This is a genomic window from Chitinophaga solisilvae (genome assembly GCF_009928525.1).
In the GTDB taxonomy this organism is placed as follows: Bacteria; Bacteroidota; Bacteroidia; order Chitinophagales; family Chitinophagaceae; genus Chitinophaga; species Chitinophaga solisilvae.
Genome location: NZ_JAABOK010000010.1, coordinates 1 through 19806 on the forward strand (window position 1 = coordinate 1; position 19806 = coordinate 19806).

Annotated in this window: 2 protein-coding genes; both read left to right on the plus strand. The window is 53.4% G+C overall.

Annotated elements, in window-relative coordinates; all coding sequences use genetic code 11:
- A partial coding sequence (locus GWG06_RS20365; RefSeq protein ID WP_160715569.1) for a non-ribosomal peptide synthetase occupies window positions 1–3992 on the plus strand: 3992 nt, incomplete at its 5' end.
- Window positions 3993–4010: 18 nt separating this feature from the next.
- Window positions 4011–19799, plus strand: a complete 15789-nt coding sequence (locus GWG06_RS20370) for a non-ribosomal peptide synthetase (RefSeq protein ID WP_160715571.1) — start codon at window positions 4011–4013, stop codon at window positions 19797–19799.
- Window positions 19800–19806: the final 7 nt, after the last annotated feature.

Sequence of the window (19806 nt, forward strand, 5' to 3'; positions counted from 1 at the left end):
CCTACAGTACAAGTAATATCGGGCGCACCATTCCGACGCTGTACAGCTATGTGCTGGACAGTTACGGTCAGCTGCTGCCAGCCGGCGCGGCCGGAGAACTGTACGTAGGCGGCGCTGGCGTATGCCGGGGTTACCTGAACCGTGCAGCGCTGACGGTGCAACGTTTTATCGCCAATCCTTTCCGCGCTGGCGAACGGCTGTACCGCTCCGGCGATAAGGTACGATTGCTGCCCGGCGGTGATCTGGAATACCTGGGCCGCCTGGATGAACAGGTGAAGATCCGTGGCTACCGCATAGAAACCGCTGAGATCGTACATTGTCTGCAGCAACATCCCGCAGTCAGCAGCGCAGTGATCCTGGTGGATAAAGTAGGAGGGATCCATGAACTGGCGGCATATGTGGTATGCCGTTCAGAGGTCAGCGCTGCAGCGCTGCGCCAGTGGACCGGCAGTCACCTGCCGTCCTATATGCTGCCGCAGCGGTTTATTCAGACGGATCATATTCCGTTGAACAGCAATGGTAAGGTGGACCGCCGTCAGCTGTTGCAGTCGGGCGGCATCTCCCTGGAGGAGGATCAGGTTCTCACAGCGCCGGCGACGGCGCGGGAACGCCAACTGGCAGGCATCTGGAGCGAAGTGTTGGGCATTGATGCCGGTCGTATCGGCCTGCAGTCCGACTTCTTTGCACTGGGTGGCCACAGCCTGAAAGCCACACGGCTCATCAGCCAGTTGTACCGTTCGTTTGAAGTTAAAATTCCGCTGAAAGATATTTTCTCCTATCCTGTATTCTCAGAACAGGTTGCATTATTATCCGCAGCAGTACGTGCGGCTTTTGTTCCGATTCCGGCAACACCTGTGCAGGACAGCTATACGCTGTCTTCTTCCCAGCGCCGGTTGTGGGTGCTGAGTCAGTTCTCTTCCGGCAATATCGCCTACAACATCCCCGGGGCTTATGTGTTTGAAGGCACACCCGATGTGGGATCGCTGGAAGAAAGTTTCCGCGTGCTGATAGCGCGTCATGAGATACTGCGTACTGTTTTCCGGGAAGGTGCAGATGGAGAAACCGGCCAGCATATACTGGCGGATATTGATTTTCATATAGCCGTTACTGATATACGGGAGGAGCCTGCCGGTATAGATGAGCAGCTCAACAGGGACTTCAGCCATGTATTCGATTTGTCTGCCGGACCGTTACTGCGGGCGTCTTTATACCAGGTAGCAGACAGCCGCTGGATATTCGGTTTTGTGATGCACCATATCATCAGCGATGGCTGGTCGCTGGGAATACTGATCCGGGAGCTGTTAGCGATATATAACGAACTGGTATCCGGCACGCCGGTAACCTTACCGGCATTGCGCATCCAGTACAGGGATTATGCGGCCTGGCAGCGGCAGCAGCTGGAGCAGACTACTCACCGCACCTACTGGCAGGAGGTTTTCTCCGGAACGTTGCCGGTGCTGGAACTGCCTGCAGATCAGCCACGCCCTGCCGTTAAAAGCTATGCCGGCGGTATTGTCTCCGCACAGTTGCCGGCAGCGCTGAGCCATCGCCTGCGTCAGCTGACGAGGGAACAGGACGCCACGTTGTTTATGGGCTTGCTGGGAACCGTGCAGGCATTGCTGTACCGCTACACTGGTCAGGAAGATATTGTCATTGGTACGCCGGTAGCTGGTCGTGAACATATAGACCTGGAAGACCAGATCGGTTTTTATGTGAACACGCTGGCCCTGCGCAGTCCTTTCAGCGGCGATAACAGCTTTATGGAGTTGTTGTCGGCCGTCCGCACACATACCCTCAATGCTTACGCTCACCAGGCATACCCCTTTGATACCCTGGTGGATGAACTCCCGTTGAACAGGGATATGAGCCGGCATCCGTTATTCGACGTATTCGTGGTGCTGCATAATGAAACGGTTTACCAGGATGCATGGCACAGCGGCGGACTGCACATCTCCCGCTATCAGGAGGATACGGCGCTCTCCTGCAAGTTTGATCTGCAGTTCGACTTCACAGAAACGTCCGACAGTATAGCCGTGAGCGTTACCTATAATAAAGATATTTTCGGCGCCCCCACTGTGCAGCGCCTGCTGACACATCTGGAACAGCTGTTGTCTGCGCTTACCACGCATCCGTCAGTAGCGGTGGCTGAGCTGGATTACCTGAGCGATACAGAGCGGCAGCAACTATTGCATCATTTCAACGACACAACGCACGTTTATCCATCCGATAAAACGATCATTGACCTGTTCGGGGAACAGGTATTACATAACGGTGCGCGCACTGCGCTGGTATGGGGCGAAACAGCACTGAGCTATCAGCAGCTGGATAAACTCTCGAACCGCGTAGCGCGCTACCTGCAGCAACATTATCACATCGCTGCCAATGACCTGGTAGGCGTGGAGCTGGAGCGCAGCGACTGGCAGGTGATCTGCCTGCTGGGAATATTAAAGTCAGGCGGCGCTTATGTGCCGGTAGATCCGCAGTATCCGGCAGACCGCATTGATTACCTGCGTACAGACAGCGGCTGTAAAGTGTCCATCAACGCTTCTCTGCTGGAAACCATACAATCCACGTTGCAGGATTACAGCGATGAGGCGTTGCAAACGCAGGTACGCCCGCAGGACCTGATGTATGTACTCTACACCTCAGGATCTACGGGGCTTCCCAAGGGCTGTATGCTGTCGCATCGGGGTGTGGTGAACCGCCTGTACTGGATGTGGGAACACTACGCTTTTACCGGGGAAGATGTTATCCTGCAGAAAACGACTTTCACCTTTGATGTATCAGTATGGGAGCTGTTTCTTCCTTTGTGCTTCGGCGCCACGGAAGTACTGTGCCCGCGGGAACATATAGCATCGCCGGAACACCTGGCTTCACTGATAGATGCTACCGGCATTACCTGCCTGCATTTCGTGCCTTCCATGCTGAACAGTTTCCTCGAATATTCACTGGAATATCCGCAGCTGAAAAGCCTGAATAAAGTGATGTGCAGCGGGGAGGCGCTGACAGCTGGTACAGTGGCCCGCTGGTATGAACGGTTCTCTGTTCCGCTACATAACCTGTACGGCCCTACGGAGGCATCCATAGACGTTACCTGTTACAGTCCGCTTAAAGGCGATGCGCTGATCCCTATTGGCCGCCCTATCTGGAATACGCGCATGTATGTACTGGGCCGCCGTAATGAGCTGCTGCCTCCCGGTGTGAACGGTGAAATCTGCATAGGCGGCGCAGGACTGGCACAGGGCTACCTGAACCGTCCGGAGCTGACCGCAGAGAAATTTACAGCAGATCCCTTTATCACCGGCGAACGCATTTACCGTACCGGCGATACAGGCTACTGGCGGGCGGATGGGAATATTGTATTTACCGGCCGTAAAGACTACCAGGTGAAGGTGCGTGGTTACCGTATAGAGCCGGGCGAGATAGAACATGTGTTGCAGCAGTATCCCGGTATCAGCGCCGTGGCAGTTACAGCCCATGCAGGCCAGGATGGTGATCATACGCTGATTGCCTATATGACAGCCGCAGCATCCCTGCATGTAACGGATATACGTAGCTGGCTGGCAGAAAAACTACCATCGTACATGGTGCCCTCTCATTACCTGCAGCTGGATGTATTTCCGCTGACATCCAGCGGGAAAACAGACAGGAAACTGCTCCCGCTTCCGGAAACAACCGGTATGCAGGGCGCTACAACGTATATAGCACCACGAACACCAATGGAAACCATGCTGGTAGAGCTGTGGAGCGAGGTGCTGGGAATAGGAAAAGATAAAATTGGTGTGAAGGATAACTTCTTTGACCTGGGAGCACACAGCCTGAAAGCAGTAAGACTGATCTCCCGCATAAATGCCACTTTCCAGATCAGGTTTAATATACAAAATGTATTTGCAGACCCTACCATCGAGAACCTGGCCGGACAGATTGCATTTATACAGAACAGCAACAAACAGGCAAAGAATAAGGAATCTCTCATCCAGATTGATATTTAACAGGCAAACCACTCCGATATGAACAGATTACTAAAGGATATAGCTGATAATAATATTCTGCTGGAAGTAGTGGAAGGGGAACTGAAAGTATTTGCCGGTACTACTGGTATAAGCGCAGAACTGATACAACGCATAAAAGAACATAAGCAGCAACTGATCAGCTTTCTGCTGAAGAATGAGCAGACAGGTACAGGCGCCGCTTCAGGAGAAAGTATTCCGGCTGTTCCGGTGCAGGACAGCTATGCCTTGTCTTCTTCCCAGCACCGGCTGTGGATACTGAGCAGGTTTTCTTCAGGGGGTACTGCCTATAATATACCCGGCGCTTATGTGTTTGAAGGCACACCTGATGTAACAGCGCTGGAAGAAAGTTTCCGCCTGCTGATAGCACGGCATGAAATACTGCGCACAGTTTTCCGGGAAGATGTAAACGGTGATGCCACGCAGTATATTCTGACAGCAACGAATTTTCATATAGCCGTTACCGATATACGGCGACACGCAGCTGCGATCGGGGAGTACCTGAACCGGGACTTTAACCATGTATTTGATTTATCTGCAGGTCCGCTGCTGCGAGCCTCCTTATACCAGGTAACAGACAGCCGCTGGATATTCAGTTTCGTGATGCACCATATCATCAGCGATGGCTGGTCGCTGGGAGTACTGATCCGCGAATTGTTAGGGATCTATAACGAACTGGTGGCCGGAAGGGAAGTAAACTTACCGGCATTGCGCATCCAGTACAAGGATTACGCGGCCTGGCAGCGGCAGCAACAACTGGGGCAGACGGCTCACCGCACCTACTGGCAGGAGGTCTTCTCCGGAACGTTACCGGTACTGGAACTGCCGGCAGACCAGCCACGGCCTGCCGTTAAAAGCTATGCCGGCGGTATTGTCTCCGCACAGTTGCCGGCAGCGCTCAGCCATAGCCTGCGTCAGCTGACCAGGGAACAGGATGCTACCCTGTTTATGGGCTTGCTGGGAGCTGTACAGGTACTGCTGTACCGCTACACCGGCCAGGAAGATATTATCATCGGTACGCCGGTAGCCGGCCGCGAACATATAGACCTGGAAGACCAGATCGGTTTTTATGTGAATACGCTGGCGCTGCGCAGCCCTTTCAGCGGGGATAACAATTTTACGCAGTTATTGTCTGCCGTCCGCTCACATACCCTGAACGCTTATGTGCACCAGGCGTACCCGTTTGATGCATTGATAGATGAACTTCCGCTGGCCAGGGATATGAGCCGGCATCCGCTGTTTGACGTGTTTGTGGTGCTGCATAATGAAGCTGAGCACCAGGATGCATGGCACAGCGGCGGACTGCACATCTCCCGGCATCAGGATGCGACGGAAGTGGCCTGCAAGTTTGATCTGCAGTTCGACTTCACGGAAACGTCTGACAGTATAGCCGTGAGCGTTACCTATAACAGTGATATTTTTAACACTGCCACCATACGCCGCCTGCTGGCGCACCTGGAGCAGCTGCTCTATGCCCTTACTACCCGGCCGTCGGTAGCGGTGGCCGAACTGGACTATCTGAGCGATACAGAACGGCAGCAGCTGCTGCATCAGTTCAATGACACCGCACACGTTTATCCATCCGATAAAACAATCATTGACCTGTTCCGGGAACAGGCATTACATAACGGCGCGCGCACTGCGCTGGTATGGGGCGAAACAGCGCTGAGCTATCAGCAGCTGGACAAACTCTCGAACCGCGTAGCACACTATCTGCAGCAACATTATCACATCGCTGCCAATGACCTGGTAGGCGTGGAGCTGGAGCGCAGCGACTGGCAGGTGATCTGCCTGCTGGGAATATTAAAGTCCGGCGGCGCTTATGTGCCGGTAGATCCGCAGTATCCGGCGGACCGCATCGATTACCTGCGTACAGATAGCGGCTGTAAAGTGTCCATCAACGCCGCACTGCTGGAAACCATCCAGTCCACATTGCAGGATTACAGCGATGAGGCGTTGCAAACACAGGTACATCCGCAGGACCTGATGTATGTACTCTACACCTCAGGATCTACAGGGCTTCCCAAGGGTTGTATGCTGTCGCATCAGGGCGTTGTGAACCGCCTGTACTGGATGTGGGAACACTACGCTTTTACCAGGGAAGATGTTATCCTGCAGAAAACAACTTTTACTTTCGATGTGTCGGTATGGGAGCTGTTTCTTCCTTTGTGCTTCGGCGCCACGGAAGTACTGTGCCCGCGGGAACATATAGCATCGCCGGAACACCTGGCCTCACTGATAGATGCCACCGGTGTTACCTGCCTGCATTTTGTGCCTTCCATGCTGAATAGTTTTCTCGAATATACTTTTACTCCGGGGCTGCTCAGCAGTCTGAACAAGGTGATGTGCAGCGGGGAAGCGTTAACGGCCGGTACTGTTGACCGTTGGTATGAGCGGTTCTCTATTCCGCTGCATAACCTGTACGGCCCTACGGAGGCATCCATAGATGTTACCTGTTACAGTCCGCTTAAGGGTGATGCGCTGATTCCTATTGGCCGCCCTATCTGGAATACGCGCATGTATGTACTGGGCCGCCGCAATGAGTTGCTGCCTCCCGGCGTGAACGGCGAAATCTGTATAGGCGGTATAGGACTGGCGAAGGGCTACCTGAACCGTCCGGAGCTGACCGCAGAGAAGTTTACGGAAGATCCCTTTATCACCGGCGAACGCATTTACCGTACCGGCGATACAGGCTACTGGCGGGCAGATGGGAATATTGTATTTACCGGCCGTAAAGACTACCAGGTGAAGGTGCGTGGTTACCGTATAGAGCCGGGCGAGATAGAACATGTGTTGCAGCAGTATCCCGGTATCAGCGCCGTGGCAGTTACAGCACATGCGGGCCAGGATGGAGATCACACGCTGATCGCTTATCTGACAGCCGCAGAACCCCTGCATGTAACGGATATACGTAGCTGGATGGCCCGTAAGCTGCCATCGTATATGATACCGGCGCATTATGTACAGCTGGATGCATTTCCGCTGACATCCAGCGGGAAAACGGACCGCCGTGCCTTACCCGCTCCGGAAGGGCTGCTGCTTTCTGTGAAAACGGTGCACGTCAGTGCGCGTAATGCCACAGAAGCCGGATTGGTAAGTATCTGGAGCCAGGTGCTGGGCATGGCAGAAGAAGGTATCAGTATCACGGATAACTTTTTCCTGCTCGGTGGTCACAGCATTAAGGCGAACCGGCTGGCCGCCCGGATATCCCGGCATTTTGAAGTGAAGGTTTCCCTCCATGATATTTTTACAAACCCGGTACTGGAATCCCAGGCACAGCTGATTGCTTCCCTGGGCCATACAGCGTTTGCACATATTCCGGTAGTGCCGGAGCAGGACAGCTACGTATTATCCTCTGCGCAACGCCGCCTGTGGGTGCTGAGTCAGCTGGATGGTGGCAGCGTTGCCTATAATGTCCCTGCTGCCTACGTTTTCGAAGGGCCGCTGGATGTAACAGCGCTGGAAGAAAGTTTCCGCAGCCTGGCTGCCCGTCATGAAATACTGCGTACCGTTTTCCGGGAAGATGGGGAAGGCGGACTGCGGCAGTTTATCCTGCCATCTCCGGAATCTGATATAACAATAACGGATATACGTGAAAATACTGCTGTGCTGAATGAACAGCTGGAGGCTGATTTTCAGACACCCTTTGATCTCAGCAGCGGTCCGCTGCTGCGCGCAGCATTGTATCAGGTAGCTGACAACCGCTGGGTGCTCAGTGTGGTGATGCACCATATTATCAGCGACGGTGTGTCGGTGGTGATCCTGATGCAGGAATGGCTGCAGCTGTACCGGGGCGCCTCGTTGTTGCCTTTACGCCTGCAGTACCGCGACTATGCCGCCTGGGAACAGCAGCAGCTGGCTGGCGGACAGCTGGCGCATCACCGGGATTACTGGCTGTCGCAGCTCAGCGGCGATCTGCCGGTGCTGTTACTGGAAACGGATAAATCCCGTCCCGCTATGAAGAGCTATGCCGGCGGAACTGTTACCCGCTGGATTTCCGCGGACCTTACCGGTCAGCTGCAACAGCTGCTGCTGCAACAGGATGCTACGCTGTTTATGGGATTGCTGGCTGCCGTCAATACCTTGTTATACCGGTATACCGGCCAGGAAGATATTATCACCGGCAGCCAGATTGCCGGACGTGAGCATATAGACCTGCAGCCACAGATTGGCAACTACCTGAATACACTGGCGCTGCGCCTGCGTTTCCAGGGAACAGGCAGTTTCCTGGAACTGCTGTCTGCTGTACGTCGTCAGACACTGGACGCGTATTCGCATCAGCTGTATCCTTTCGATCAGCTGGTGGAAGAATTGTCTTTACAACATGACCTGAGCCGCCACCCGCTGTTCGACGTCTCTGTGGTATTACAGAATATGGACGCCCTGCAGGCAACGGAAGGCGCTTTACGCATATCCGGTTATGAAGGGTTGCAGGATGAAATCAGCAAATTTGATCTCGCCTTCAACTTCACGGAGTCCGGTGGTATGCTGCGCGCAGACCTTGTCTACAACAGTGATATCTATCTGCAAAGTACTGCCGTACAATTGCTGGAGCATCTGGAACAACTGCTGTTATCTGTTACAGCAACGCCTGCATTACCCTTGTACCAACTGGAATATATTACAGTGGCGGAAAGAAACCGGTTGCTGCTGGAACTGAATGATACCAAACGTCCTTACCCGTCAGATAAAACAATAGCAGCAATATTCCGGCAGCAGGCAGCGCTGACACCTGATAAAACAGCGCTCTTATATGGTGATACCAGCTGCAGCTACCGGGAGCTGGATGAGGCTTCTGACCGGCTGGCGTATTACCTGAAAAATGAATGCGGCATCCAGCGTAACGAGCTGGTAGGTATTTTGACGGAGCGCTCTCCCGCGCTGATAATTGCCATCCTGGGAGTGCTGAAATCCGGTGGCGCCTACGCTCCGCTGGATCCTTCCTTCCCGGAATCCCGTAAATCATTTATCCTGAAAGATACAGGCGCCAGGGTACTGCTGACGCAGAGCGATTATCTTTTTGAACTGAGCTATTTTGAAGGCACCATCTTCGCGATGGATATACAACTGGATGGCCTGGCAACACCACCGGAAAAACCAGTGGTGGCAGATGCTGCTGCAGATGACCTGGCTTATGTGATGTACACTTCAGGGTCTACCGGTCAGCCGAAAGGCGTGCTGATAGAGCAACGCAGCGTACTGCGACTGGTGCTGCCCTGCAGCTATGTAACGCTGACAGGTAATGAAACCCTGCTGCTGACAGGCGCCTTATCATTCGACGCTACCACCTTTGAATACTGGAGTATGTTGCTGACAGGTGGCCGCCTGGTGCTCTGCAGCCGCGATACCCTGCTGGATCCCGTGCTGATGGGTAAAGAAATTACTGACAAGCAGGTAGATACCCTCTGGATCACCACCGGCTGGCTGCATGAGCTGACTGATAAAAATCCGGAAGTATTCGCCGGCCTGAAAGCCATCATCACCGGTGGAGAAATACTATCGCCGGCACGTATAGCCCGCCTGTTCACCTACTATCCGGATCTGCATATCGGTAACGCTTACGGACCTACGGAGAATACTACTTTCTCTACTGTTCATCCTATAGAGGTGGTAGAAGAAAATATTCCGATCGGATACCCGATATACAATAGCCGCATTTATATCGTAGACCAGTACGGACAGCTATGCGGTACTGGTGTGGCCGGAGAAATCTGTGTGGCCGGAGACGGTATTGCACGCGGATATCTGCATCAGCCGGAGCTGACGGCGGAGAAATTTGTACCAGATCCGTTTTATCCGAGCGAACGCATGTACCGTACCGGCGATATCGGCCGCTGGCGCGCTGATGGCGCTGTCCTGTTCATCGGCCGCAGAGACGATCAGGTAAAGATCCGCGGCTTCCGGGTGGAAACCGGTGAGATTACGCATGTGCTGGAAACGCATCCCGATATTACTGCAGCAGTAGTGACCGTTCATACCATGCCATCTGGCGATAAGCAGCTGGCAGCCTATGTCGTAGGCAACAGTAATCTGCAGCCGGGCACATTGCCGGAATTTCTGTCTGGATCATTACCTGCCTACATGGTGCCACTGTATTATACACAACTGGAATCACTGCCGCTGAATGCCAACGGAAAGGTGGACAGGAAACGGTTGCCCTTGCCGGAAGATATGGTGACGCACAGCGCTGCGGCCTATGAAGCTCCCAGAAATGCAGTAGAACGTCAACTCGCTGCCATCTGGAGCGAAATACTTTCCCTGCAAGAAAAAAGTATCGGTATCAGGGATAACTTCTTTGATCTCGGCGGGCATAGCCTGCGGGCTATCCGCCTGGTTAGTACGCTGTACCAGCACTTTGAAGTGAAAGTAGCCCTGAAGGATATCTTCGCACATCCTGAACTGGAATCGCTGGCGCAGCTGATTACTTCTCTCGGCCACGCGGAGTTTATACATATTCCGGTGACGCCGGAGCAGGACAGCTATGTACTGTCTTCCGCGCAGCGTCGCCTCTGGGTACTGAGCCAGCTGGACGGCGGCAGCGTGGCCTATAACGTTCCGTTTGCCTATGTGTTTGAAGGTTTGCTGGATGTCTCTCTGCTGGAAGATAGCTTCCGGCGGCTGATTGCGCGTCATGAGATCCTGCGCACGGTTTTCCGGGAAAATGAAGCAGGAGAACTAAGGCAGTTCATACAACCGGCAGATAATGTTAATGTAACTATAACGGATATACGAAATAATGCATCCGCGCTGGAAGAATTCCTGCTGCAGGATTTTCATCAGCCATTCGATCTGTATAACGGCCCGCTGCTGCGCGCTGTATTATACCGGCTGGAGGATCAGCGCTGGGTGCTCAGCCTGGTGATGCATCATATCATCAGCGACGGAGTGTCGATGGTCATCATGATGCGGGAATGGCTGCAGCTCTACCAGGGTAAGGCGGCTTTGTTGCCGTTGCGCCTGCAGTACCGCGACTATGCGGCCTGGGAGCAGCAACAGCTGTCGGACAACACGCTGGTATCTCACCGCAACTATTGGCTGGAACAGCTCAGTGGTGAATTACCGGTACTGTTACTGCCTGCGGATAAACCCCGCCCTGCAGTAAAGAGTTATGCCGGCGGTACCATCACCCGCTGGCTGCCGGCAGCCCTGACCAGCAACCTGAAGCAGCTGCTGCAGCAACACGATGCCACCCTGTTCATGGGATTGCTGGCAGCTGTCAATACACTCCTATACCGTTATACCGGCCAGGAAGATATCATCACCGGCAGCCAGATTGCCGGCCGTGAACATATAGACCTGCAGCCACAGATAGGAAATTACCTGAACACGCTGGCGCTGCGGCTGCAGTTCAGAGGGGCAGACAGCTTCCTGGAACTGTTGTCTGCGGTACGTCGTCAGACACTGGACGCCTACGCACATCAGCTGTATCCTTTTGATCAGCTGGTGGATGAATTGCCTTTGCAACATGATCCGGGCCGTCATCCGCTGTTCGATGTGTCCGTAGTATTGCAGAATATGGAACCGTTGTCGGCGGCAGACGATCTGCTGCATATCAGCGGCTATACAGGGCTGCACAATGAAGTGAGTAAATTCGATCTGGCTTTTAACTTCATAGAATCAGCAGGTACAATCTGTATAGATCTTGTGTATAACAGTGATATTTATCTCCACAGCACGGCCATACAGCTGTTAGCACATTTTGAACAACTGCTGCAGTCTGTAACCGCTGCTCCCGCACTCCCGTTGTACCAGCTGGAATATATCAGTGCGGCAGAAAGAAACCAGTTGCTGCATACCTTCAACGATACACTGCAACCTTATCCGTCGGATAAAACGATTGCCGCTGTTTTCAGGGAGCAGGTGCAACGTACGCCTGGTAAGCCTGCATTATATGCCGGAGATGAAGTATATACCTATCAGCAGCTGGATGAGATTTCTGACCGGGTAGCCCATTATCTGCTGACCGAATGCGGCTTGCAGCGTGATGAACTGGTAGGTGTGATGGTGGATCGTTCCGCGGAACTGCTGATAGCGATACTCGGTATCCTGAAGGCAGGCGGCGCTTACGTGCCTGTAGATCCTTCCTACCCGGAAGTCCGCAAATCCTTCATCCTGAAGGATACTGCCACCAGGGTGCTGCTGACACAGAGCGGTTACCTCTTTGAACTGCATTACTATGAAGGAACAGTCTTCGCTATGGATATACAGCTCGAAGGACTGGTACAGCCACCCGCAGTGCCGCTGGTGGCAGGGGCATCGGCCGCAGACCTGGCCTATGTAATGTATACCTCCGGTTCTACCGGTCAGCCGAAAGGGGTGCTGATAGCGCAACGCAGCGTACTGCGTCTCGTGCTTCCGTGCAGCTATGTGCCGTTGAGTGGCGAAGAAACGCTGCTGGTAACGGGTTCCCTCTCTTTCGATGCTACCACTTTCGAATACTGGAGCATGTTACTCACCGGCGGCAGTCTGGTGTTATGCAGCCGGGATACCCTGCTGGACCCGGCTTTGCTCGGTAACGAAATAATACAAAGGAAAGTTGATACGATGTGGTTCACCGCCGGATGGCTGCATGAACTGATTGATAAAAGTCCGGAGCTGTTCCGCGGACTACGCACTGTAATCGCCGGCGGCGATCAGTTGTCGCCCGTACACATCGGGCGGCTGCGGGAACTGTATCCGGAGCTTCGCATTGTTAACGGTTACGGACCTACGGAGAACACTACCTTCTCCCTGACCTGGAACATCGGAACGCAGACAGATATTATTCCCATTGGTGTTCCGCTGTATAACAGCCGCGCCTATATCATTGACCGCGACGGACAACTGTGCGGCGCCGGCGTGACCGGTGAAATCTGTGTGGCCGGCGATGGCCTTGCTCGCGGATACCTGCATCAGCCGGAACTGACTGCAGAGAAATTTGTTCCCGATCCTTTTTATCCGGGCGAACGTATGTACCGTACCGGCGATCTGGGCCGCCGCCGCGAAGATGGCGCCATCCTGTTCCTGGGCCGCAAGGATGATCAGGTAAAGATCCGCGGCTTCCGCGTGGAAACAGGAGAGATCGCACACGTGCTGGAATCTCATCCCGATATTACCGCTGCCGTAGTAACGGTGTATACCACGCCTGCCGGCGATAAACAACTGGCAGCATATCTCGTGACCGAAATCCCTGTAACGCCGGGCATCATCAGAGTATGGCTGGAACATGCTCTTCCGCCCTATATGATACCCGCTTATTTCATCTTCCTGGATGAACTGCCGCTGAATGATAACGGTAAGGTGGACAGAAAACTGCTGCCTCCGCCGGGTGATGCTGTAATAGCCGCAGATGTATTCATTGCTCCGCGCAACCCTACGGAAAGCAGGCTGGCAGCCATCTGGAGTGAAGTGCTGGAAATAGCAGAAGAAAAGATCGGCGCCGGCAGTAACTTCTTTATGTCCGGCGGCCACAGCCTGCGGGCTATCCGGCTTATTAACCTGGTGCACCGCGATTTCGGGGTGAAAGTATTGCTGAAAGATATTTTCTCGAATCCGATACTGGAACAGCAGGCGTTATTGTTAAACGAAGCGGATGAAACAGCTTTCGCACATATCCCGCCGGCAGCGCCGCAGGATAGTTATGTACTCTCTTCCTCACAGCACCGCCTGTGGCTGCTCAGTCAGTTCGAAGCCGGTAATGCCGCCTACAACGTACCAGGGGCATATCTCTTTAAAGGCCCGCTGAATAAGGAAAAGCTGGAGAACAGCATCCGCTCCCTGGTAGACCGGCATGAAATTATGCGTACCGTATTCCGGGAAAATGAACAGGGAGATGTCAGACAATATATTCAGGCAGAGAATAACTTTGCCTTATCCTGCTTTGATCTGCGTAACAGCGACTCGCTGCTGCCGGACCTGCTGGAAAAAGATGCTGCGCATACTTTTGATCTGACACAGGGGCCGCTGCTGTCTGCGGCCTTATACCAGCTGACCGCCGATACCTGGGTGTTCAGCTATGTCATGCACCACATTATCAGCGATGGCGTTTCCGGCGAAGTATTGATGCGGGAACTATTGCAGCTGTATAAAGGAACAGAAGACCTGCAGCCGCTGCGTATACAATACAAGGATTACGCCGTATGGCAGCAGGAACAGCTGAACAGCGATGCACCGGATGCTGCCCGTCAATACTGGCTGGAACGTTTGGCCGGTGAACTGCCGGTGCTGGAACTGCTGACAGACAAGGCGCGCCCGGCTGTTAAAACCTACGAAGGCGGAGAAGTAAGCCGTAAATTAAACGGCCCGTTATGCCGGCAGTTCAGGCAACTGCTGCAGGAACAGGATGCCACGCTGTTTATGGGGCTGCTCTCCGCGCTGAATGCACTGTTATACCGGTATACCGGGCAGGAAGATATCATTGTCGGTTCACCGGTATCCGGAAGGGAACATGCCGACCTGGAAGGCCAGATTGGTTTCTATGTAAATACGCTGGCGTTGCGCACACAGTTTTCCGGTGATGACAGCTTCCTGCAGCTGCTCTCCGATATCCGCCGCCATACCCTCAACGCCTATACGTTCCAGCAGTATCCTTTTGATGAACTGGTAGAAGAGCTGCAGCTGCAACGTGACCTGAGCCGCAACCCGCTGTTCGATGTGGCGCTGTCCCTGCAACAGGACAACCGGCATATCTGGAATCAGGAAACCGCCGGGCTGGAGTTGCAACCTTATCACGCCAACAGGGCTGTCAGCAGTAAGTTTGATCTGCAGTTTACTTTTAATGAATCAGGAGAAGATATATATGCTACCATCACCTATACCCGGGAGCTGTATACGGAAGCGATGGCGGCAGGTATGCTGGCACACCTCGAACAGCTGATGACCTCCGCTGCCGCAGATCCGTCAACTGCCGTCAGCCATCTGGATTACCTGGGAGATGAAGAGCGGCATACCGTACTGAAAGCGTTTAACGATACGGCTGTCAGCTATCCGCGCAACAGCAATATCATAGCTGAATTTGAGCAACAGGTAACGCTTACACCGGAGAAAACTGCGCTGGTTTACGAAGAAACATATCTTGCCTATGATGCCCTGAACATGGAAGCCAACCGGCTGGCGGATTACCTGCATCATCAATGCGGGGTTCGTGCCGGCGATAATGTCGCCGTGATGCTGGGCCGGTCAGAAAAAGTAATCATTGCCATCCTGGGCATTCTCAAGGCGGGTGCTGCATATGTGCCGGTAGATCCGGATTATCCGGCCGCCCGTATCACATTCATGCTGGCTGACTGCGCCTGTAAGGCGACTATAGATGAAGATGCCTTTGCTGTTTTTGAAACGGAAAAGCATACCTGCAATGCAGCGAATCCTGCAGCGATCATCCAGGCAGAAGATACGGCCTATATCATGTATACTTCCGGTTCCACGGGCCAGCCCAAAGGAGTCATCATCACGCACCGTAATGTGCTGCGCCTGGTGATCCCCGGCAGTTTCTTCCCGCTTACCGGAGAGGAAACATTATTGTCAACCGGCTCCATGTCGTTTGACGCCACCACCTTCGAATACTGGGGAACGCTGCTCAGGGGCGGTACACTGGTCATGTGCAGCCGCGATACCCTGCTGGACCCTGTTTTGCTGGGTAAGGAAATTGCAGCTAAGCAGGTGAATGCGATGTGGTTTACAAGCGGCTGGCTGCATGAACTGACAGACAAACATCCGGAGGTATTTGCCGGACTGCGTACCATTATTACAGGAGGCGATAAAGTATCGCCGGCACACATCAGCCGTCTGCGCAGTCGCTATCCTGCACTGAGGCTTATTAACGGTTACGGACCTACGGAGAATACCACTTTCTCCCTGACACATACAATTACTGCTGATGCAGATGTGCTACCGATAGGCCGCCCTGTAAACAATGATAACGTCTATATCCTTGATCGCCACCTGCAGCCCTGCGGCATAGGTGTTGCCGGCGAGATATGCCTCAGCGGCGACGGCCTCGCACGCGGATACCTGCACCAGCCGGAGCTGACAGCCTTGAAGTTTATACCGCATCCCTTCAGAAGCGGTGAGCGTCTTTACCGCACCGGTGATATTGGCCGCTGGCAGCCTGATGGCGTCATCGTATTTGTTGGCCGCAAAGACACCCAGGTGAAGATCCGTGGCTTCCGCGTGGAAACAGGCGAAATAGAAGCGGCGCTGCTCGGGTATCCTGGTGTCAGCAGTGCAGCTGTAGATGTACACACAACTGCCGCCGGTGCAAAAGAGCTGGCCGCATGGATCGTCAGCGATGAAACGCTGCATGTTTCCGCCGTGGTAAATTATCTCAATGGAATACTGCCGGCATACATGATGCCCGCGCATTATATACAACTGCCGGCATTACCGCTTACCAGCAACGGTAAGGTGGACCGCCGGGCGCTGCCGTCTCCGGAAGAACACGCCATGAGTACCGGCACAACGTATATTCCTCCCCGTTATGCCACGGAAGAGCGGCTGGCGCTTATCTGGAGTCATGTACTGGGAAAAGAAAAAATAAGTGTGAAGGACAACTTCTTTGAGCTGGGAGGCGACAGCATCAAGGCTTCCCGCGTCATCAGCCAGGTATACAGGGAATTGCAGGTGAAGTTCAGTATGAAAGACTTTTTTATCCGCCCGCTGCTGGAAGATCAGGCGCAGCTGCTGGAAAGCAGCGCTAAAAGCACTTTTGCCGAGATCCCTGCAGTAGCTGCACAGGAAGGATATGAGCTGTCTTCTTCCCAGCACCGGCTGTGGATACTGTACCGCCTGGATCGTGCCAATGCCGCCTATAATGTGCCCGGCGCCTATGTGTTTGAAGGCGCGCTGGATATTGCAGCACTGGAAGAAAGCCTGACTGCCGTAGCCGGAAGACATGAAGCGCTGCGCACTGTTTTCCGGGAAGATGTTCCCGGTAAGGTATTGCAGGTAATACTGCCGCCAGCGCCATGTACGCTGCAACAGACAGATATGCGGGAGCATCCCGCTGACACATACGCACAGTTACAGCAGGAATTTGCGCGGCCATTCGATCTCTCCGAAGGCCCGCTGCTGCGGGTAACATTGTACAGGGTGGCTGCTGATAAATGGATTTTCTGCTATGTGATGCACCACATCATCAGCGACGGCTGGTCGATGAATGTGCTGATACGTGAATTGCTGCACTATTATAACGGCGGACAGCCATTGACACCGCTGCGTATACAGTACAGGGATTACGCTGCATGGCAGCGCCGCCAGCTGGAAGGCGAACAGCTGAAGCACTACCGTGCCTACTGGATGCAGCAGTTCTCCGGTGAGTTACCCCTGCTGAACCTGCCCGGTGATCAACCACGTCCGCCGGTGAAAACCTATGCGGGCAACCGTGTCAGCCGCCGCCTGAATGCCCGTATCAGCAGCGGATTACAGGCATTGATCCGCCAGGAAGGCGCTACCTTGTTTATGGGGTTGCTCACCGGCGTATATGCCTTGTTGTACCGTTATACCGGCCAGGAAGATATCATCACCGGCAGCCCCGTTGCCGGCCGTGAACATATTGACCTGGAACAGCAGATCGGGTTTTATGTCAATACCATTGCGCTGCGTGCACGCTTCAGCGGAGACGACAGCTTCGCCTCGCTGCTGGCAGCGGTGCGCCGCCTGACCACGGATGCGTACGCACATCAGCAGTATCCTTTTGATGAGCTGATAGAACAACTGAAACTGCAGCGCGATATGAGCCGTAACCCGCTCTTCGATGTGATGGTAATGCTGCAGGATGAAGCAGCCGACAGCCATACCCGCAGGCTGGGAAAAGTAGCCGTACATGCGCATGAAGAAGGCAGGAATCTTACCAGCAGATTCGACCTCGCTTTCAGTTTCACGCCGGCAGGGGAAGAGATAACAGCAGATCTTACCTACAACACTGATATTTTTTATGAAGATACTGCCGTAACCATGTTACGCCATCTGGAACAACTGCTGGAAGCTGCTATTACCGCACCTTCCACGCCGCTGCATCATATCGGCTACCTGAATACGACAGAGCAGCAGCAATTGCTGCCGTTACCGGCAACCACGCAACTGCCATACCCGGCTGATAAAACGATTACAGCGCTGTTTACAGAACAGGTAACGCGTACGCCTGCACGAAAAGCGCTGGCATTTAATGAAGTATCGCTGACCTACGGGGAACTGAACAGCCAGGCAAACCGGCTGGCGCATTTCCTGCTGGAACAATACCAGCTGCGCCCCGACGACCTGGTGGCTGTCAGCCTCCGGCGCAGTGAGAAAATGATTGTCGCCATACTGGCGGTATTAAAGGCAGGAGCAGCCTATGTACCAATAGATACCGATTACCCGCAGGAACGCACTGCCTACATGATCCGGGAAAGCCATTGCAAGGCACTGCTGGATGATAATGAGCTGGAACGTTTCTCGCTGCTGCAGTCCGGCTATCCTGACAGTAATCCTGTTACAGCGGCAACGCCGGATAACCTGGCCTATGTGATTTATACTTCCGGTTCTACCGGTACGCCCAAAGGGGTGATGATTACGCATCGCTCACTGGTGGATTATTCTTACGGCATCAGAAGCCGCACCAATATTGAATCCTGTGAGCATTTCGGCTTGATGTCCACCATTGCGGCAGACCTGGGAAATACGATTATTTACACTTCCTTGCTGATCGGTGGTTGCCTGCATGTATTTTCTGTGACGGATGTGATGAGCCCTGAAAAACTGATCAGCGCGAACCTGGACTGTATAAAAATTGTGCCTTCGCATTATGCTTCCCTGCAAAGAAAAGGAAAACTGTTTGCGCCCCGTAAATGCCTGATCCTCGGCGGTGAGCAGTTATCTGCTGAACTGGTGCAGCTCTTAGCCGCAGAAGGCGCTACCTGCAGTATATATAACCACTACGGCCCTACGGAAACAACAATCGGTAAACTGGTACAGCATATTGATCCGGCTGCGGCAGGAAGAATTGCGCTGGGTCGCCCGTTTGGCCATAACTACGTATACATACTGGATAATCACCTGCAGCTGACGCCCGCCGGCGTGAGAGGTGAAATATGTATCGGCGGGCACGGGCTGGCTAAAGGATACCTGGGAGATCCGCTGCTGACCGCAGAGAAATTCATTCCCGATCCGTTCATTCCCGGTGAGCGCATCTATAAAACAGGCGACCTGGGATACCGCTTACCCGATGGCAGTATCGTCTTCCTGGGCAGAAAAGATGAACAGGTAAAAATCAGGGGATTCAGAATAGAACCGGGAGAAATAGAACGGGTACTGATGCTGCATGAGTCTGTTGATACTGCGCTGATACTGCCGGTAAATAATGAAAGCCTTATCGCCTATATCACCGGCGGCGTCGCAATAGATATTCCTGCGCTCCGCAGTTGGATGTCGCGCAAACTGCCGGCATTCATGATACCTGCCCGTTTCGTGCAGCTGGAAAAATTACCGATCACCCTCAATGGAAAGGTAGATCGGAAAGCCTTGCCTGTACCGGATCTGCATGATGATAGCCGGCAGGTGGATTTTGTTGCGGGCAGAAATGAAGTAGAAGAAAAACTGGTGATGATATGGAGCGAAGTGTTGGGAATAGATAAAGACAAGATCAGCGTAAAGGATAACTTCTTTGAGCTGGGCGGGCATAGTATCTCCGCCATGAGAGTGATGATGAAAATACACGAGCATTTCGATATAGCCACAGATCTGGCTGAATTCCTGAATAATCCTGATATAGAATCTATAGGAACAGAAATAGAAAATGTGCTGTGGTTAAGGGAATCAGATCAGCGTATCTCATAGTCACACC

Excerpts from the sequence above, each read along its gene's own strand:
- GWG06_RS20370 (WP_160715571.1), top strand. The coding sequence starts at position 4,011 with ATGAACAGATTACTAAAGGATATAGCTGATAATAATATTCTGCTGGAA.